17 protein-coding genes are annotated in these 17626 nt (G+C 66.6%); 7 read left to right on the top strand and 10 right to left on the bottom strand.

The genetic code is table 11. The features are described from left to right. Nucleotide 1 precedes the first annotated feature (1 nt). Nucleotides 2–1162, top strand: coding sequence for an MFS transporter (locus MKD50_RS08195; protein WP_115703323.1), 1161 nt, complete (start codon nt 2–4; stop codon nt 1160–1162). A 121-nt stretch (nt 1163–1283) separates the two neighbouring features. After that, nucleotides 1284–2222 carry a LysR family transcriptional regulator gene (locus MKD50_RS08190; RefSeq protein WP_252666821.1) on the top strand — a complete coding sequence of 313 codons (939 nt, stop codon included), beginning with the start codon at nt 1284–1286 and terminating at the stop codon, nt 2220–2222. Here MKD50_RS08190 and MKD50_RS08185 read toward each other — a convergent pair. Both MKD50_RS08185 and MKD50_RS08180 read right to left on the bottom strand, forming a co-directional pair. After that, nucleotides 2215–2529, bottom strand: coding sequence for an NIPSNAP family protein (locus MKD50_RS08185; protein WP_252666820.1), 315 nt, complete (start codon nt 2527–2529; stop codon nt 2215–2217). The genes MKD50_RS08190 and MKD50_RS08185 overlap by 8 nt on opposite strands. 55 nt (nt 2530–2584) lie before the next feature. Then, a complete protein-coding gene (locus tag MKD50_RS08180) occupies nt 2585–3748 on the bottom strand; it encodes an iron-containing alcohol dehydrogenase (protein WP_252666819.1) in 1164 nt (387 codons plus the stop codon). A 267-nt stretch (nt 3749–4015) separates the two neighbouring features. Here MKD50_RS08180 and MKD50_RS08175 point away from each other — a divergent pair, with 267 nt between their 5' ends. Both MKD50_RS08175 and MKD50_RS08170 read left to right on the top strand, forming a co-directional pair. Then, a complete protein-coding gene (locus tag MKD50_RS08175) occupies nt 4016–5323 on the top strand; it encodes an MFS transporter (protein ID WP_252666818.1) in 1308 nt (435 codons plus the stop codon). A gap of 57 nt (nt 5324–5380) precedes the next feature. Continuing rightward, nucleotides 5381–6169, top strand: coding sequence for an SDR family oxidoreductase (locus MKD50_RS08170; protein ID WP_252666817.1), 789 nt, complete (start codon nt 5381–5383; stop codon nt 6167–6169). Between the two features lie 179 nt (nt 6170–6348). Here the strand turns inward: MKD50_RS08170 and guaA are convergent, their stop codons facing one another. The 3 genes from guaA to guaB form a co-directional block, all read right to left on the bottom strand. Next, nucleotides 6349–7968: a glutamine-hydrolyzing GMP synthase gene (guaA, locus tag MKD50_RS08165; RefSeq protein ID WP_252666816.1), complete on the bottom strand. Its 1620-nt coding sequence runs from the start codon at nt 7966–7968 to the stop codon at nt 6349–6351. Then, entirely contained in the window at nt 7943–8554 is a 612-nt protein-coding gene (locus MKD50_RS08160) for a hypothetical protein (protein WP_115703334.1), read from the bottom strand. The genes guaA and MKD50_RS08160 overlap by 26 nt, the downstream gene beginning before the upstream one ends. Nucleotides 8555–8732: 178 nt before the next feature. Next, entirely contained in the window at nt 8733–10196 is a 1464-nt protein-coding gene (gene guaB / locus MKD50_RS08155; RefSeq protein ID WP_115703336.1) for an IMP dehydrogenase, read from the bottom strand. 122 nt (nt 10197–10318) lie between these two features. Between guaB and MKD50_RS08150 the strand changes: the two genes are divergently transcribed. Both MKD50_RS08150 and MKD50_RS08145 read left to right on the top strand, forming a co-directional pair. Beyond that, on the top strand, nt 10319–11278 hold the full coding sequence (locus MKD50_RS08150; RefSeq protein WP_115703338.1) for a DMT family transporter: 960 nt from the start codon (nt 10319–10321) through the stop codon (nt 11276–11278). Between the two features lie 188 nt (nt 11279–11466). After that, complete coding sequence (locus MKD50_RS08145) at nt 11467–11997, top strand: DUF4124 domain-containing protein (protein WP_252666815.1); 531 nt, start codon at nt 11467–11469, stop codon at nt 11995–11997. A 54-nt stretch (nt 11998–12051) separates the two neighbouring features. On the opposite strand, the gene MKD50_RS08140 is transcribed toward MKD50_RS08145, so the two are convergent. Both MKD50_RS08140 and MKD50_RS08135 read right to left on the bottom strand, forming a co-directional pair. Continuing rightward, a complete protein-coding gene (locus MKD50_RS08140) occupies nt 12052–12399 on the bottom strand; it encodes an RnfH family protein (RefSeq protein ID WP_115703342.1) in 348 nt (115 codons plus the stop codon). Then, a complete protein-coding gene (locus tag MKD50_RS08135) occupies nt 12386–12823 on the bottom strand; it encodes a type II toxin-antitoxin system RatA family toxin (protein ID WP_012352934.1) in 438 nt (145 codons plus the stop codon). The genes MKD50_RS08140 and MKD50_RS08135 overlap by 14 nt, the downstream gene beginning before the upstream one ends. A 179-nt stretch (nt 12824–13002) precedes the next feature. Between MKD50_RS08135 and smpB the strand changes: the two genes are divergently transcribed. Further along, a complete protein-coding gene (smpB, locus tag MKD50_RS08130) occupies nt 13003–13455 on the top strand; it encodes an SsrA-binding protein SmpB (protein WP_062800102.1) in 453 nt (150 codons plus the stop codon). Between the two features lie 65 nt (nt 13456–13520). On the opposite strand, the gene MKD50_RS08125 is transcribed toward smpB, so the two are convergent. The 3 genes from MKD50_RS08125 to ppsA form a co-directional block, all read right to left on the bottom strand. Then, nucleotides 13521–14453 carry an SPFH domain-containing protein gene (locus MKD50_RS08125; protein ID WP_018005678.1) on the bottom strand — a complete coding sequence of 311 codons (933 nt, stop codon included), beginning with the start codon at nt 14451–14453 and terminating at the stop codon, nt 13521–13523. Nucleotides 14454–14561: 108 nt separating this feature from the next. Beyond that, nucleotides 14562–14996 (bottom strand): NfeD family protein, encoded by a 435-nt coding sequence (locus tag MKD50_RS08120; RefSeq protein WP_115703346.1) that lies wholly within the window; start codon nt 14994–14996, stop codon nt 14562–14564. A gap of 152 nt (nt 14997–15148) precedes the next feature. After that, complete coding sequence (gene ppsA, locus MKD50_RS08115; RefSeq protein WP_252666814.1) at nt 15149–17533, bottom strand: phosphoenolpyruvate synthase; 2385 nt, start codon at nt 17531–17533, stop codon at nt 15149–15151. Nucleotides 17534–17626: the final 93 nt, after the last annotated feature.

The following is a 17626-nucleotide window of genomic DNA, read 5'->3' as shown; positions in this document are numbered from 1 at the left end:
GATGAAATCCAATACCGCACTGCTTGCGCTCGCCATCGGCGCCTTCGGCATCGGCACCACCGAATTCGCCCCGATGGGATTGCTCCCCGTGATCGCCGAAGGCGTCGACGTCAGCATCCCCACCGCGGGGATGCTGATTACCGCGTACGCGGTTGGGGTGATGGTCGGCGCGCCGGTGATGACTCTGCTGTTCAGCCGCTTCGGCAAGCGCGCCGCACTGATGGCGCTGATGGCCATCTTCACCGTTGGCAACCTGCTGTCGGCGCTGGCGCCGGGATACGCCACGCTGCTGGCGTCGCGCCTGGTCACCAGCCTCAACCATGGCGCCTTCTTCGGCCTCGGCGCCGTGGTGGCCGCGAGCGTGGTGCCGAAAGAAAAGCAGGCCAGCGCCGTGGCAACGATGTTCATGGGACTGACCATCGCCAACATCGGCGGCGTGCCGGCGGCAACCTGGATCGGGCAGCAGGTCGGCTGGCGCCTGGCGTTCGCCGGGACCGCGGTGCTTGGGCTGGTTGCCATTGCCGCGCTGTGGCTGGCGCTGCCGCAGGGCGAGCGCGGCACCCCGCCCAATGTGCGCCGGGAACTGGCCGTGCTCACCCGCCCGCCGGTGTTGCTGGCGATGGCGACAACGGTGCTGGGCGCGGGCGCCATGTTCACGCTCTACACCTATATCGCGCCGGTGCTTGCCGATCTCACCGGCGCATCCGACGCCTTCGTCACCCTCTCGCTCGTGCTGATCGGCATTGGCTTCACGGTCGGCAATCACGTGGGGGGACGGCTCGCGGACTGGTCGCTCGATGGCGCGACGAAGATCGTCCTGTCGGCGCTCGCCGTCATCATGCTGGTGCTCCCCTTCGCCCTCTCCCACCACGTCACCGCGGCCCTTGGACTACTGGCATGGGGCGCTGCGACCTTCGCCGTCGTCCCGCCGGTGCAGATGCGGGTGATGGAAGCCGCGGCGGAAGCACCGGGACTCGCCTCGTCGATCAACGTCGGCGCGTTCAACCTCGGCAATGCCCTGGGCGCCGCACTCGGTGGCGGGGTCATCAGCCTGGACCTCGGCTACAGCGCAGTGCCAGTCGCCGGCGGCCTGCTGGCTGCGGCGGGATTCCTGGTGGTGTGGCTCAGCCGGGCAGACAGGCGCGCCCTGGTCACGTCGTGAGTGCTGTGTCGGCGCCCAGGCGGCGGCAGGAGAAGTGAGAAGTGAGAAGTGAGATGTCGCAGACGAGCGCCGTCCAACGCCGCAAAAAGCTAAAGTGTCGGCTTTCGGTCCTGTCGTTGCCATGAAGCCGCTGGCTGTTCCTTCCCTCGCCAACATTGCATCGCGCCTTCGCCTCAAGCAGTTGAGGCTGTTGATCGCGCTGGAGAACCATGGCTCGCTGCACAAGGCGGCCGAGGAAATCGCCATCTCGCAACCTGGCGCGACCAAGGTGCTGCGCGAGATCGAGGACATCCTCGGCATGCCGCTGTTCGAGCGGCAGCCGAAAGGACTGGTCGCCAATGATCTCGGGCGCTGCGTCACGCGCTATGCGCGCCTGATCTACAGCGACCTGGAACACCTGCATGCCGAGGTCACTGCCCTGACGCAGGGACACGGCGGCCACCTTGCGGTCGGCGTCATCATGGGCGCGGTGCCGCTGCTGACACGGGCGCTGACCGACCTGCGCCAACGTCAGCCGCATCTTTCGATCGAGATCGTGGAGGGGACCAGCACCAGCCTGCTGGCCCTGATCGACGAGGGGCGCGTCGATCTTGCCATCTGCCGCAGCGGCGGCAGCCGGCGTCCGGAGGCTTACGACTGCGTGCCGCTCGAATCCGAGCCGCTTGCGGTGGTGGCCGCGCGCGCGCATCCCCTCGCCCGCAGGAAGACGCTGAGCTTGCGCGACCTCGGGGAGGCGTCATGGGTAGCCTACCCTGTCAACACGCCGATGCGGTTCGCGCTCGAGCGCGCGCTCGCCGATGCCGGCATCGACGTGCCACGCTATCCGATCGAGACCGCATCGACGTTTGCGGCCCTCACCCTGTTGCAGGCGAACGCCGAGCTGGTCGCGGTGATCCCGCGCGAAGTGGCGGCGTTTGGCGAGCAGTTCGGACTGGTGGCGCGCCTGCCGGTCGCGATCCCGGTCATCGAGGAGCCCTACGGCGTGGTGACCCGCGCCGGCGCGCACCTGTCACCCGGTGCAAGGCTGCTTGCCGAGGCGCTGCAGCAACATCTCATCTGATCGGCGAGAACGCCGCCGGCATCAGCAGCTTCGACTCCATCTTCTCGAGCATCGGGAAGGCCTTGGGAATGAATTTCTCGAGCCAGTCGCGATCTTCATAGAGTGCCGCACGCCGCTTGATGCGATCGTCCAGGCTTTCGTAGGCCCAGATATGAACCACCTGGTTGAGTTCGCCGATCTCCGTGTACCACCAGCCGACGAGCGTGGCATAGCGGGAAATCACCGGCAGGCCTTCCTTTTCGAAGTGCTGCAGGTATTCCTTCATCTTGCCGATCTGGACCGTATAGGTCCGCATTTCATAAAACATGGAGACTCCTGTTTGCTGGGATGATGGATGGGATGACCCGGCCGCCGCGGGCCGCTCAAAGGTTGCCGGCATGCGCGGCGAGGATGATCCGCTCGATATCGCCCGCCGTGGTCAGGCGCGGGTTGACCAGGACGTTGCCGCTGCGCATCGAATCGGCGACCATCTGCGGCAGGTGGTCAAGGTCGACACCGAGCTCGCGGATGTTCGAAGGAATGCCGAGCGCGCGGTTGAGCTCGACGATCTGCGCCACCAGGCGGCGCGCCGCGGTTTCGGCATCGACGCCCGCCACCTCGGCACCGAGCGCGTCGGCAATGTCGCGATAGCGCTCCGGGCAGGCGGGCCCGTTGAACGCGATCACGTAGGGGAGCAGCGCCGCATTGGCGATGCCATGGGCGATGTTGAACACGCCGCCCATCGTGTGCGAGATCGCATGGACGTTGCCCAGTTTCGACTGCGAGAAGGCGACGCCGGCCAGGAACGACCCCAGTAGCATGTCTTCCCTGGCTGCGAGGTCCGAACCGACGTAGTAGGCCTTGCGCAGGCTGCGCCCGATCAAGCGCACCGCGCCCAGTGCCAGCGCCTGGCTGACCGGATTCGCCTGCTTCGATACATAGGATTCGATCGCATGGGTGAGCGCGTCCATGCCGGTCGCGGCGGTGATGGCCGGCGGCAGCTTCAGCGTCAGCTCGGCGTCCAGGATCGCCAGTTGCGGAAACAGCCGCGGACTGATGATCACGGTCTTGAACAGCGTCTCCTTGTTCGTGAAGACCGTCGACGCGGTGCACTCGCTGCCCGTGCCTGACGTCGTCGGAATCGCGAAGATCGGCAGCGGCACGTTGGGAATCCTGTCGTAGCCTTCGTAATCCAGGATGGTGCCCGCGTTGGTCGCCATCGCGGCGACACCCTTGGCGGTATCGATGCTGCTGCCGCCGCCGACGCCGATCACCGCGGTGCAATCGTGGTCCTTCAGGAAGGCCACGGCGCGCTCCAGCACGGTGGTGCTGGGATTTGCCTCGACGCCCGAGAAGACGTCATAGGCCACGTCAGCGGTGCTGAGGGAGGCAAAGAATCCTTCCAGCACACCACTCTTGATCAGGCCTTCGTCGGTCACCACCAGCAGCTTGCCGCGGAACAAGGGCTTGAGCAGCTCGCCGGCCCGGTTGGCCAGGCCGTTGCCGAACTTCAGCGTGGTCGGGAAAAAATATTGGAATGGAACCATGGGGCATTCTCCGTTCGATGTCTCCGAGCCCCGAACAGTACAAAGCCCCCCGCCAATCCCGGTAATGAAAAGAATGGATTGGCCGATAACGGTCCCTTATGCGGTTACCCGTGCGGTTACCCGTGCTGCCAGCCAGCGCTGGCCAGCGCCATCCTGCCGGTTATCACGCAATCACGAAGAGTCATTAGGCAAGGCCTGGCGGCGGCCCTACAGTGCCCGGCGGCAATGAAGCAACACGCCGCACCATCACAACGAAGCGAGACAACCATGCCGTCCTTACCCTCCCCTGCCCTGTCGTCGCCATCGGTCAGCGAGGCCGTGCGCCCCACCAGCGTGCGCTGGCGCATCTTCCTGATCATGCTGCTGCTGACAGCGATCAACTACATCGACCGGGCCTCGCTATCGGTCGCGCTGCCGTTGATCGCGCCGGAATTCAATTTGTCTCCGGCGCTCGAAGGCCTGATGCTGAGCGCGTTCTTCTGGTCGTACGCACTGATGCAGATCCCCGCCGGCGTGCTGCTGGACCGGTACCATACGCGCGGCATCATCGCCACGGCGACGGTTGCCTGGGGTGCCTTCCAGGCGCTCGGTGCCGCCTCCCACAACTGGATCGTGCTGCTGCTCACGCGCATGGGCCTCGGCGTGTCCGAGTCGCCGATCATGCCGGCCGGCGCCAAGCTGATCGGCACCTGGCTGACCCCGCACGAGCGCGGCCGCGGCGCCGTGCTCGTCGACGGCGGCGCCCCGCTTGGCAGCGCCCTGGGCGCGATCCTGATCTCCGGGTTGATCGCCTGGTTCGGCTCGTGGCGCATCGCTTTCGTGATCGCCGGCGTCGGTACGATGCTGGCGGGCGTGCTGGCATGGCGCTACATCCGCAACCATCCGTCGGACCACCCCGGCGTCAACGCTGCCGAGCTGGAGCACATCACGCGCGGCAACGCGCGCGCCAGCGCCGCCGCCGCGCGCGTGCCGCTGCGCGAACTGGTGCGGGACCGCTCGGTGCTGGCGATGTTCGCCGGCTACAGCTGCATCCTCGCGGTCTTCTATGGCTTGCTTACGTGGATGCCGAGCTACCTGCACAAGGCGCACGGCTTCAACATCGCCGCCATGGGCGGGGCCACCTTCATCATCTTCATGTCGGGCTTCGTCGGCGAGCTCATCGGCGGCTATATCGGCGACCGGTGGAAGGCGTCGGGCGCATCGCCCAATGTCGTCATGCGCACGATGTTCAGCGGCTCGTCACTGGTAGCTGCGGCCTGCATCCTCGCGGCGGCCTACATCTCCGACTCCGGCACGGTCGTCCTGCTGCTGTGCGTGGCGATGTTCTTCATCCGCTTCTGCGGCATGTACTGGAGCCTGCCGGCCATCGTCGGCGGCCCGGAACGCAGCGGCGTGCTGGGCGGCACCATGAACTTCTGCGGCAACATGGCCGGCGTGGTGGTGCCGATCCTGATCGGCGTGATCGTCCAGTGGTCGGGCTCTTACTTCCTGGCGCTGCTGTTCTTCGTCGTCATGGCGGTGCTGATCGCCGTGTTCTCGAGCCTGATCGACTACCGCCCGCGTGCGCACGGCTAGCCGGCACCGGCGCCTGGCAACGGATATTCGCCACCCCTGCAAAAGGAGAGCAACGAAATGGATCTGGGACTGCATGGCAAGCGCGCGCTGGTCTGCGGCGCAAGCAAGGGACTCGGTTTTGCCTGTGCCGACGCACTGGCCGCCGAGGGTGTGGATGTGGTGATCGTGGCGCGCAACGCCGATGCACTGGAGCAAGCCGCCAGCGACATCCGTGCGCGCCACGGCCACCGCGTGGTCGCGGTGGCCGCCGACATCACCAGGCCCGAGGGCCGCGCCGCCGCGCTGGACGCGGTGGCTGGGCTGGGCGATCTCGACATCCTGGTCAACAACGCCGGCGGCCCGCCGCCGGGCAACTTCCGCGACTGGGACCGCGACACATGGATGGCCGCGCTCAACGCCAATATGCTGACGCCGATCGACCTGATCAAGGCCACCGTCGACAGCATGATCGCGCGCAAGTGGGGCCGCATCATCAACATCACCAGCGGCGCGGTCAAGGCACCGATCGACGTGCTGGGCCTCTCCAACGGCGCGCGCTCCGGCCTGACGGGCTTTGTGGCGGGACTGGCGCGCGAGATCGCCCGGCACGGGGTCACGGTGAACAACATGCTGCCAGGGCCGTTCCGTACCGACCGCCTCGGCAAGACCATCGAAGGCGCGGCCCGGCAGGCCGGGCTGACCGCGCAGGCCATGGCAGAACGCCGCGCCGCCGAGAATCCCACCCGCCGTTTCGGCGATCCCGCCGAGTTCGGCGCCACCTGCGCTTTCCTGTGCAGCCGCCAGGCCGCCTACATCACCGCGCAGAATATCCTGCTCGATGGCGGCGCCTACCCTGGCACATTCTGAAACCCCGCGCGGGAATCGGCAGACGGCTGGCGGCCCGGCCTCCAGGTTCTACCGCCACTCACCGCCAACCTGTTCCGCTGGCCGGTGATGATCATCGATAGGTGCCGCAACGCATCGTTGACAATCAACACGTTACGGCAACCTTTCGATAGCTGGCGATAGCCCCGAAAGACGTCTTTTCACTCCCACTCGATCGTCGCCGGCGGCTTCCCCGACACGTCATACACGACCCGGTTCAAACCCCGGACTTCGTTGATGATGCGGTTGGAGCAACGGCCCAGCAGCGCATACGGCAGGTGCGCCCAGTGCGCGGTCATGAAGTCGGTGGTCTGCACCGCGCGCAGCGCGACCACGTAGTCGTAGGTGCGGCCGTCGCCCATCACGCCGACGGACTTGACCGGCAGGAACACGGCGAAGGCCTGGCTGGTGAGGTCGTACCAGCTCTTGCCGACCTGGTCGGGTCCGCACAGGCCGGCGGCGGCGTCGTGTTCGGTGGCGATGGTCTTGCGCAGTTCTTCGATGAAGATGGCATCGGCGCGGCGCAGCAGGTCGGCGTAGTCGCGCTTGACTTCGCCGAGGATGCGCACGCCCAGGCCCGGGCCCGGGAACGGGTGGCGGTAGACCATTTCGGGCGGCAGGCCGAGCGCCACGCCCAGTTCGCGCACTTCGTCCTTGAACAGGTCGCGCAGCGGCTCCAGCAGCTTCAGGCCCAGCGTCTCCGGCAGGCCGCCCACGTTGTGGTGGCTCTTGATGGTGGTGGCCTTCTTGGTCTTGGTGCCGCCCGACTCCACCACGTCCGGGTAGATGGTGCCCTGCGCCAGCCACTTGGCGTTGGTCAGCTTGCGCGCCTCGGCCTGGAACACCTCGACGAACTCGCGGCCGATGATCTTGCGCTTCTGCTCGGGGTCGGTGACGCCGGCCAGGTGGCCGAGGAACTGGTCGGAGGCGTCGACATGGACCACCTTGGCGTGCAGCCGGCCGACGAACATTTCCATCACCAGCTTGCCTTCGTCCTGGCGCAGCAGGCCGTGGTCGACGAACACGCAGGTCAGCTGGTCGCCAATGGCGCGATGGATCAGCGCCGCGGCCACCGACGAATCGACGCCGCCGGACAGGCCCAGGATGACCTCTTCATCGCCGACCTGCTCGCGGATCCTGGCGACTGCTTCCTCGATATGGTCGCGCATGACCCAGTCAGGCTTGCAGCCGGCGATCTGCAGCACGAAGCGCTCCAGCATCTGGCGGCCCTTGACCGTGTGCGTGACCTCGGGGTGGAACTGCACGGCGTAGTAGTGGCGCGCCTCGTCGGCCATGCCGGCGATCGGGCAGCTCGGCGTGGAGGCCATCAGCTTGAAGCCGGGCGGCAGGCCCGTGACCTTGTCGCCATGGCTCATCCACACCTTGAGCATGCCGTGGCCTTCCGGCGTGCGGAAGTCCTCGATGTCCTTGAGCAGCCCGGTATGGCCATGGGCGCGCATCTCGGCGTAGCCGAACTCACGATGATCGCTCCACTCGACCTTGCCGCCCAGCTGCACCGCCATGGTCTGCATGCCGTAGCAGATGCCCAGCACCGGCACGCCCAGGTCCCACACCGCCTGCGGCGCGCGCAGCTGGTGGTCTTCATAGGTGCTGGCGTGGCTGCCGGACAGGATGATCGCCTTGGGGGCGAATTCGCGCACGAACGCGTCGCTGACGTCGTTCGGGTGGATTTCGCAATAGACGTGCGCCTCGCGGACGCGGCGGGCGATCAGCTGCGTGACCTGCGAGCCGAAATCAAGAATGAGGATTTTGTCGTGCATGATGGGCCGATGGCGTGTCTTCCGGGATGGGCTCGGTCACGACTTCCGTGCCGGGGCCATAGCCCGGCGGCGGCGTGATGACCGGCTCGCGCCGGTATTCTGGGGTATTCGTGGGGCGCGCCGCGGGGGCAACGCCGGGTTCCTTCCTGCTTTCCTGTTCCTGCAGCGCGCGTTCCATCTTCCGTTGCTGTTCGCGCACGCGCACGCGCTTGGCCGCCGGGATCTGCACCACGGCAAAGACCAGCAGCACCACCGCCATGGTCGGCAGCCAGATCTTGCCGGCGCCTTCCAGCGGCAGCTCCAGGAACACCATCCAGCCGATGATGAGTACCGCGCTGGCGAGGTTCACGTAGCCTGCGGTGCGCGCCACCGGCACCGTCAGCTGGCCATTGAAGGCGGCCTGCCACAGCAGCACCGACAGCCCCACCAGCGCCACGCCCAGCAGCTGCCCGAACAGCGCCGGCTGCGGCTGCGGCAACTGCAGCGCCGCGTACAGCGTGGTGAACGGGGACATCAGCAGCAGGATGCCCAGCAGCAGGTCCACCAGGGCATCGAAAAACAGCACGGCTCGCAGCAACACCTTCATTGGCGCTCCTCGTCTTGGCCCCGGCCGGTGGTGCGGCGGGCATCAGGACAACGCCTGCGTGGCGCGCGGCCAGGTTCGGATGGGATGGCGGGTCGGGCGCGGGCACGCGCCGGCGCGCCCTCGCCCCGATGCCGGCGGCCGCGCACCGCCTGCAGGGACGGTGCGCGGCCGCGGGCCATCAGTCGATATGGTAGTTCGGCGCTTCCTTGGTGATCTGCACGTCGTGCACGTGCGATTCACGCATGCCGGCCGCCGTGATCTGGACGAACTGGGCGCTCTCGTGCCAGTCGGCAATCGACTTGCTGCCGCAATAGCCCATCGAGGCGCGAACCCCGCCGGTCAGCTGGTGGATGATGGCCATCACCGAACCCTTGTACGGCACGCGCCCTTCGATGCCTTCGGGCACCAGCTTGTCGACGTTGGCGGTGTTGTCTTCCTGGAAGTAGCGGTCGGCCGCGCCGTCCTTCATCGCGCCCACCGAACCCATGCCGCGGTAGCTCTTGAACGAGCGGCCCTGGAACAGGAAGGTCTCGCCCGGCGCTTCCTCGGTGCCCGAGAACATGCCGCCCATCATCACGGTGTGCGCGCCGGCCGCGAGGGCCTTGGCCACATCGCCGGAATAGCGCACGCCACCGTCGGCGATCAGCGGCACGCCGGTGCCCTTGAGCGCTTCGGCCACGTTGGAGACGGCGGTGATCTGGGGCACGCCCACGCCGGCAACGATACGCGTGGTGCAGATCGAGCCCGGGCCGATGCCGACCTTGACGCCGTCGGCGCCATGCTCGACCAGCGCGCGCGCGGCGTCGCCGGTGGCGATGTTGCCGCCAACCACCTGCACCTGCGGGAAGTTCTGCTTGACCCAGCGCACGCGGTCCAGCACGCCCTGGCTATGGCCGTGCGCCGTATCGACCACAATCACGTCGACACCGGCCTTGACCAGCAGTTCGACGCGCTCGTCGTTGTCCGGGCCCACGCCGACCGCGGCGCCGACGCGCAGCTGGCCATGGTCGTCCTTGCTGGCGAGCGGGTTGTCCACCGCCTTCTGGATGTCCTTCACCGTGATCAGGCCGCGCAGCTCGAAGGCCTGGTTCACCACCAACACGCGCTCGAGGCGGTGCCGGTTCATCAGCCGCTTGGCTTCTTCAAGCGGCGCGCCCTCGGCCACCGTCACCAGCTTGTCGCGCGGCGTCATCTTGGCGCGCACCGGCGCGTCGAGTTCTTCCTCGAAGCGCAGGTCGCGGTTGGTGATGATGCCGACCACGGCCTTGCCCTCGACCACCGGGAACCCGGAAATCCCATGCTGCTGCGACAGCGCGATCACATCGCGGATCTTCATGTCCGGCGAAATGGTGATCGGATCACGCAGCACGCCCGATTCGTAGCGCTTGACGCGCGCGACTTCGCGGGCCTGGTCGGCGGGCTTCAGGTTCTTGTGGATGATGCCGATGCCGCCGGCCTGCGCCATGGAAATCGCCAGGCGCGCTTCAGTCACGGTGTCCATCGCCGCGGACACCAGCGGGATGTTCAGTTCGATGGAGCGGGTCAGGCGGGTGCGGAGGGAAACATCCCGGGGAAGGACGGCCGAATAGGCCGGGACGAGCAGCACGTCATCGAATGTGAGTGCTTTCTGGACAAGACGCATAGCAATTCCTCTAGGCGCAAAACCGAATTATACAGGAATGCGCGATTTGCTGATGCCCGCCAGCGGCCCTTCCGAGGTGCCGTCTGCTATGCTCGTTGTCTTTTTATCCGGCACGGCGAAGTATGGGAATCGGCGTATTGTGCGGGCTGCTGGCTGGCGCGTTCTGGGGCATGGTCTTCATCGCCCCCAAGCTGCTGCCCGCGTTTTCGCCGTGGGAGCTGGCCATCGGCCGCTACCTGGCCTACGGACTGGTGGCCTGCGTGGCGGCGCTGCCGCTGCTGCGGCGCATCGCGCGCAAGCTGACCCGCGCCGACTGCGTGGCGCTGCTGCGCCAGGCGTTTACCGGCAACCTGCTCTACTACGTGCTGCTGGCCTTCGGCGTGCAGCTGGCCGGGGTCGGCCCGACCTCGCTGATCATCGGCATCCTGCCGATCTCGGTCACCATCATGGGCCGGCGCGACCACGGCGCGGTGCCGCTGGCGCGGCTGCTGTGGCCGCTGCTGGTGGTGGCCGCGGGCATAGCCTGCATCAATATCGACCTGTTCGGCGCAGGCCAGAGCGCCCATGCGGTGGCGGCCGGCGCGGTGGCGCGGCCGGTGTGGCAGAAGCTGGCCGGCGTCGGCTGCGCTGCCGGCGCGCTGGTCTGCTGGACCCTCTACGCGGTCGACAACGCGCGCTACCTGCAGCGCCACCCGCATTACAGCGGCAATGAATGGTCGGCGCTGTACGGGCTGTCGACCGGCGCGGTGTCCGCGGTGCTGGCGCTGGCCGGCTGGATTATCGCCGGCGACACCCTGAGCGCCGCCGACAGCGGCCGCGACTGGCAATGGTTCTGGATGGTCAACGCCGCGGTGGCGCTGGGCGCTTCGCTGATCGGCAACAACCTGTGGAATATTGCCAGCCGGCGCCTGCCGCTGACGCTGTCGGGCCAGATGATCGTGTTCGAAACGCTGTTCGCGCTGGCCTATGGCTTTGTCTTCGACCAGCGCTGGCCGCGCCCGCTGGAAATCGCCGCGATCGTGTTGCTGATGATCGGCGTGGCCTGGTCGGTGCGCTTGCACGCCACCGACAAGTCTGCGTAGACTAGCGAACCATGGCGCGGGGGTCACACGCGCCACCTAAAAATACAACGCACACCCAGGGTCAAACCGGCGCTACGCATTGCCTTTGCATGCAGGGCGCCAGGCTGTCGCCGCGGTGGTCCGCCGCGGCATCGCCACGCATGCAGCCGGCGGCCCATGCTTCCAGAGCCACTTTGAGACGTCCCGCCATGCAACGATCGTCCGCGCCGTGCCTGCTTGCCGCTGCCCTTGCCGCCGTTCTGGCCGCGCCCGCGCCGGCCCTCGCCTACTGGCAGTGGCGCGATGCCAACGGCCACATGGTCTACAGCGACGTGCCGCCGTCCACGGCCGCGGCGAGGGTCCTGCGCGCACCGGGCCGCCATGCCGGCGACTTGCAACCGGTCCAGGCAAGCCAGCCTGCCGACGCCGCCACACCTGCACCGGCTCCGGCTCCGGCCAAGGCATCGTCGGCCAAGCCCGCCGCGCCGACGCCCGAAGAAGCGTTCCAGAAGCGCCGCGAAGCCAGCCTGAAAGCCGCCGCCGAAGAAGCCCGCAGGGAAACCGAGGCGGCCGAGCGCGCCGCGCGCTGCGCGCAACTGCGCAACTACGCCACCGGACTGCAACAGGGCATGCGCGCCGCGGTCGCCGGCCCGGATGGTTCGCTGCAGCACCTGAACAGCGAGCAGCGCCAGGCTGAAATCCTCAAGACCAGCGCCAACCTGGAAAAGCACTGCAACTGAAGGCATGAAAAACGGGCCCGCCCGGGCCCGTTTGCATTGGCGGCAATGCGCGGCTCAGCTATTGCCGCGCAACCATTTCTGACCTTCGCGCGTGCCGCCGGCGCGCTGCTTCTGGACCCGCTTGCGGCGCGCCTGCTTCGGATCCGCGGTCAACGGCCGGTACACCTCGACGCGATCGCCGTCGCGCACCACCGTCTCCGGGGTCTTGAGCTTGCCGAAGATGCCCACGCGCATGGTGGCCGGATCGACTTCCGGGCACGCCTGCTGCAGCCCGGAGCCGACGATCGCCGCGGCAATCGTGGTGCCGGCGGGCACGTCGATGGCCTTCAGGAACACGCCATCCGGACGCGCGTAGCAGACCGCGATATGCACCGTGCCGGCGCTGCGTTCAGCTAGTGCCATAGACCACCTCGGCGCGCTTGACGAAGGCATCGACAAAGGTATTGGCGATCATGCTGAAGACCGGGCCGATGAGCTTCTCCAGCAGCAGGCTGGAAAACTCGTAGTGCAGGTGGAACTCGATCTTGCACGCGTCTTCGCGCAGCGGCGTGAAACGCCATGAGCCGTTGAAGGTCTTGAACGGCCCGTCGGCAAAGGTCATGTCGATACGCGTCGGGCGCTCCTGGGTATTGCGCGTATGGAAGAACTGCTGGATGCCCTTGAAGTGGATATGGATCTTGGCGTCGAGCCTGGTCTCGGTCTGCTCGAACACCTCCACGCCGCCGCACCATGGCAGGAACTTGGGATAGTCCTCCACGCGGGTGACCAGGTCGTACATTTGCGCGGCGGAGTAACCGAGCAGGACGGATTTATGGACGTCTGCCATGTAAGGGGAAATCTGGCTTGCGGCCCTGCCGCGCGCGCTGCGCGGCAGGCATGCGCCTGTGCCGGGGGCTGGTTTGCTAGAATCCCGATTTTAGCCGACCCGCGCGCCCCGCGGCATCCCGCCATGCGGCGCTGCAGCGAACCGGCCAGCATCCACCCTACCGCACCCTACCCGCACGCATGACCATTGCAGACAACAAGAAGGCCTTCTTCGACTATTTCATCGAGGAACGATACGAGGCCGGAATCGTGCTGGAAGGCTGGGAGGTCAAGGCGATCCGCGCCGGGCGGGTGCAGATCAAGGAAGGCTACGTAGTCGTGCGCGACGCCGAGATGTTCCTGATCGGCGCCCATATCAGCCCGCTGCAAAGCGCCTCCACCCACGTCAAGCCCGATCCGGTACGCACCCGCAAGCTGCTGCTCAAGGCCGACGAAATCAAGAAGCTGATCGGCAAGGTCGAGCAGCGCGGCTACACGCTGGTGCCGCTGAACCTGCATTACACGCGTGGCCGCGTGAAATGCGAGATCGGCCTGGCCAAGGGCAAGAAGCAGTTCGACAAGCGCGAGACCGAAAAGCAGCGCGACTGGCAGCGCGAGAAGGCCCGCATCATGAAGGGCGACAACAAGGACTGAACCGCCGCGCCGCACGCCCTTCGTTCAGCCGCCCTTCATTCAGCCGCCCTTCATTCAGCCCTGCCTCAAGCGGCCTTCTGCTGCCCCTTCACGATCTGCAAGGCCGTGGCGATCATGCTGCTCATGTCGCCCATATTGCCCGGCACGATCAGCGTATTGCCCTGCTTGGCCAGGTTGCCGAACGCGGCCACGTATTCCTCGGCCACCTTCAGGTTGACCGCGTCCATGCCACCCTCGGTGCGGATCGCATTGCCGATCTTCTGGATTGCCTGCGCATTGGCCTCGGCCACCGCCAGGATCGCGCTGGCCTCGCCCTGGGCCTTGTTGATCGCCGCCTGGCGCTCGCCCTCCGACTTCTGGATCGCCGCCTCGCGCGCGCCGGTGGCCAGGTTGATCTGCTCCTGGCGCTTGCCTTCGGAGGCCGCGATCAGCGCGCGCTTTTCGCGCTCGGCGGTGATCTGCGCCTGCATCGCATGCAGGATCTCCTTGGGCGGGGTCAGGTCCTTGATCTCGTAGCGCAGCACCTTCACGCCCCAGTTGGAGGCGGCCTCGTCCAGCGCATTGACCACGCTGTGGTTGATGAACTCGCGCTCCTCGAAAGTCTTGTCCAGCTCCAGCTTGCCGATCACCGAGCGCAGCGTGGTCTGCGACAGCTGCGTGATCGCGACCACGAAATTGCTCGAGCCATACGACGCCTTCATCGGGTCAGTGACCTGGAAGTACAGCACGCCGTCGACCTGCAACTGCGTGTTGTCCTTGGTGATGCAGACCTGGCTGGGCACGTCCAGCGGAATTTCCTTGAGCACATGCTTGTAGGCGACGCGGTCGACGAACGGCACCACGATCGACAGCCCCGGTGTCAGGGTCGCGTGATAGCGCCCCAGCCGCTCCAGCACCCAGGCATGCTGCTGCGGCACGATCTTGATGCCCTTGGCAATCAGCACGATAACGGCGATAAGGATGATCAGCGGCAGCAAACCAAGCTGAAAAGCAAGCATGTAACGACCCTCCAGGCAGAACACATCGGTACGGCGCCGCCGGTCGGCGGCAGGCGGAACACACCGCGGCCGCGGCCGCGATGCGCAAAGGATTCGGAAGACAAAGCTTCAGCGGGGCGACACCACCAGCGTGCTGCCGCGCACTGCGACGATGCGGTAGCGCCCCGGCGCGAGGGCGCGCTCGGGGGGACAATCGGGCGCCAGCTCGACGGTCCAGTCGGCGCCGCGATACGGCACGCGCGCGCGCCGGTTGGCATCCCACGCCGGCACGTCGAGCTCCTGGCCGATATCGAGGTTGACGTTGGGATCGGCCGCGGCATTGCCGCGCCTCAACTTGCCGAAGCGGGTGCGGCGCAAACCGGCGATCAGCACCGCCGCCACCAACGCCCCGACCAGGGCCTGCGCCGCCGGCGATGCGCCGAGCAAGGCGGCCACCCCGGCGGCAGCCAGGCCCACCGCCACCATCAGCAGATAAAAGGTGCCTGTGTTCAGCTCGACGATCACCAGCAGCACTGCCGCCACGAACCAGATGTAGTACGCCATCCAAGCTCCCGTTCGACAAGGATTTCCCGAAAAAGTAAAAAACCCCGCAGCGCCATACAGCGTCTGCGGGGCTTTGCAACACCTGACGCAGGGCCGGTGCCTCCGCCGGCTACCCGAAGGGGCCGGCAGTCGTTATTGTGACGTCAAATGCCTCAGGAAGCCAGCTGTTGCCAGGTCTCGACCACCGAGTCCGGGTTCAGCGAGATCGACTTGATGCCTTCCTTGGCCAGCCATGCGGCAAAGTCCGGATGGTCCGAAGGACCCTGGCCGCAGATGCCGACGTACTTGTCCAGGCGGATGCACGCCGAGATCGCGCGCGACAGCATGAAGCACACCGCCGGGTCGCGCTCGTCGAAGTCCTTGGCCAGCAGCTCCATGCCCGAGTCGCGGTCCAGGCCCAGCGTCAGCTGGGTCAGGTCGTTCGAGCCGATCGAGAAGCCGTCGAAGAATTGCAGGAATTCTTCGGCCAGGATCGCGTTGGACGGCACTTCGCACATCATGATGATGCGCAGGCCGTTCTCGCCGCGCCTCAGGCCATGCTTGGCCAGCAGCTCGATCACCTTCTCGGCCTGGCCGAGCGTGCGTACGAACGGCACCATGATCTCGACGTTGGTCAGGCCCATTTCGTCGCGCACGCGCTTCATGGCCTTGCATTCCATCTCGAAGGCTTCGGCGAAGTCTTCGGCGATGTAGCGCGAGGCGCCGCGGAAGCCCAGCATCGGGTTTTCTTCATCCGGCTCGTAGCGCGAGCCGCCGATCAGCTTCTTGTACTCGTTGGACTTGAAGTCCGACAGGCGCACGATCACGGGCTTCGGGTAGAAGGCCGCGCCGATGGTGGCGATGCCCTCGGCCAGCTTGTCGACATAGAACGCGCGCGGGCTGGCGTGGCCGCGGGCCACGCTCTCGACGGCCTTCTTCAGGTCGGCGTCGACCTGCGGGTAGTCGAGGATGGCCTTCGGGTGGACGCCGATATTGTTGTTGATGATGAATTCCAGGCGGGCCAGGCCGACGCCGTTGTTCGGGATCTGCGCGAAGTCGAACGCCAGCTGCGGGTTGCCGACGTTCATCATCAGCTTGACGTCGATTTCCGGCATCTCGCCGCGCTGGACCTCGGTCACTTCGGTTTCGAGCAGGCCGTCGTAGATGCGGCCTTCGTCGCCCTCGGCGCACGACACCGTCACCAGCGTGCCGTCCTTGAGCACGTCGGTGGCATCGCCGCAGCCGACCACCGCCGGCACGCCCAGTTCACGCGCGATGATGGCGGCGTGGCAGGTACGGCCGCCACGGTTGGTGACGATGGCCGAGGCGCGCTTCATCACCGGCTCCCAGTTCGGGTCGGTCATGTCGGCCACCAGCACGTCGCCGGGCTGCACGCGTTCCATCTCGGACGGGTCGTTGATCACGCGCACCGGGCCGGTGCCGATCTTCTGGCCGATGGCGCGGCCGCTGGTCAGCACCGGGGCGGTGCCCTTGAGCTTGAAGCGCTGCTCGGCCTTGCCGGCCGACTGGCTCTTCACCGTCTCCGGGCGGGCCTGCAGGATGTAGATCTTGCCGTCCTTGCCGTCCTTGCCCCACTCGATGTCCATCGGGCGGCCATAGTGCTTTTCGATGATCATCGCGTAGCGGGCCAGCTCGGTCACGTCTTCGTCGGTGATCGAGTAGCGGTTGCGCAGTTCGGCGGGCACGTCGACGGTCTTCACGCGGCCGGCTTCGCCCGGCTTGGTGAACTCCATCTTGATCAGCTTGGAGCCGATCGAGCGGCGGATGATCGGGTACTTGCCGGCCTGCAGCGTCGGCTTGAACACGTAGAACTCGTCCGGGTTGACCGCGCCCTGCACCACCGTTTCGCCCAGGCCGTAGCTGGAGGTGATGAAGACCACGTCGGGGAAGCCGGATTCGGTGTCGATGGTGAACATCACGCCGGAAGCGGCCAGGTCCGAACGGACCATGCGCTGGATGCCGGCGGACAGCGCCACCACGTCGTGGGCAAAGCCCTTGTGCACGCGATAGGAGATGGCGCGGTCGTTGTACAGCGAGGCGAACACGTGCTTGATCTTGTCGAGCACGTCGTCGATGCCGCTGACGTTCAGGTAGGACTCCTGCTGGCCGGCGAACGAGGCGTCGGGCAGGTCTTCGGCCGTGGCCGACGAACGCACCGCGAACGAGGCCTCGGCGCCTTCGCGCTCGGCCACGCGGGCATAGAACTCGCGGATTTCCTGCTCCAGGCGCGGCTGGAACGGCGCCGTGGCGACCCAGTCGCGGATCTCGGCGCCGGCCTCGGCCAGGGCCTTGACGTCGTCGACGTTCAGGGTCTTCAGGCGCTGCGAGATGCGCTCGGTCAGGTTGTTGTGGGCAAGGAAGTCGCGGAAGGCGAGCGCGGTGGTGGCAAAGCCGCCCGGAACCCGGACGCCGGCTTCCGCCAGCTGGGAGATCATCTCGCCCAGCGACGAATTCTTGCCGCCGACGATTTCCACGTCAGCCATGCGCAACTGCTCGAACGGCAGCACATAGGCGCCGTTATCTGCCTGGTTAGTCATGAGAGCCTCAAAACAAAGTAGAAAACTGGTTGCGCATGCCCGGTATGTTGTTGATGTTCTGTTCCCGGACGGATCGCTTGGCTAAGCAACCCC

The organism is Cupriavidus mimosae, from assembly GCF_023952485.1.
Classification (GTDB): domain Bacteria; phylum Pseudomonadota; class Gammaproteobacteria; order Burkholderiales; family Burkholderiaceae; genus Cupriavidus; species Cupriavidus taiwanensis_C.
Note: the sequence above shows the minus strand (reverse complement) of the source record. Positions and strands in the feature narration are given on the sequence as shown.

Bases quoted from the DNA above. Each gene is read 5' to 3' on its own strand.
- MKD50_RS08195 (WP_115703323.1), top strand. From the start codon at position 2: ATGAAATCCAATACCGCACTGCTTGCGCTCGCCATCGGCGCCTTCGGC.
- MKD50_RS08190 (WP_252666821.1), top strand. From the start codon at position 1,284: ATGAAGCCGCTGGCTGTTCCTTCCCTCGCCAACATTGCATCGCGCCTT.
- MKD50_RS08185 (WP_252666820.1), bottom strand. From the start codon at position 2,529: ATGTTTTATGAAATGCGGACCTATACGGTCCAGATCGGCAAGATGAAG.
- MKD50_RS08180 (WP_252666819.1), bottom strand. From the start codon at position 3,748: ATGGTTCCATTCCAATATTTTTTCCCGACCACGCTGAAGTTCGGCAAC.
- MKD50_RS08175 (WP_252666818.1), top strand. From the start codon at position 4,016: ATGCCGTCCTTACCCTCCCCTGCCCTGTCGTCGCCATCGGTCAGCGAG.
- MKD50_RS08170 (WP_252666817.1), top strand. From the start codon at position 5,381: ATGGATCTGGGACTGCATGGCAAGCGCGCGCTGGTCTGCGGCGCAAGC.
- guaA (WP_252666816.1), bottom strand. From the start codon at position 7,968: ATGCACGACAAAATCCTCATTCTTGATTTCGGCTCGCAGGTCACGCAG.
- MKD50_RS08160 (WP_115703334.1), bottom strand. From the start codon at position 8,554: ATGAAGGTGTTGCTGCGAGCCGTGCTGTTTTTCGATGCCCTGGTGGAC.
- guaB (WP_115703336.1), bottom strand. From the start codon at position 10,196: ATGCGTCTTGTCCAGAAAGCACTCACATTCGATGACGTGCTGCTCGTC.
- MKD50_RS08150 (WP_115703338.1), top strand. From the start codon at position 10,319: ATGGGAATCGGCGTATTGTGCGGGCTGCTGGCTGGCGCGTTCTGGGGC.
- MKD50_RS08145 (WP_252666815.1), top strand. From the start codon at position 11,467: ATGCAACGATCGTCCGCGCCGTGCCTGCTTGCCGCTGCCCTTGCCGCC.
- MKD50_RS08140 (WP_115703342.1), bottom strand. From the start codon at position 12,399: ATGGCACTAGCTGAACGCAGCGCCGGCACGGTGCATATCGCGGTCTGC.
- MKD50_RS08135 (WP_012352934.1), bottom strand. From the start codon at position 12,823: ATGGCAGACGTCCATAAATCCGTCCTGCTCGGTTACTCCGCCGCGCAA.
- smpB (WP_062800102.1), top strand. From the start codon at position 13,003: ATGACCATTGCAGACAACAAGAAGGCCTTCTTCGACTATTTCATCGAG.
- MKD50_RS08125 (WP_018005678.1), bottom strand. From the start codon at position 14,453: ATGCTTGCTTTTCAGCTTGGTTTGCTGCCGCTGATCATCCTTATCGCC.
- MKD50_RS08120 (WP_115703346.1), bottom strand. From the start codon at position 14,996: ATGGCGTACTACATCTGGTTCGTGGCGGCAGTGCTGCTGGTGATCGTC.
- ppsA (WP_252666814.1), bottom strand. From the start codon at position 17,533: ATGACTAACCAGGCAGATAACGGCGCCTATGTGCTGCCGTTCGAGCAG.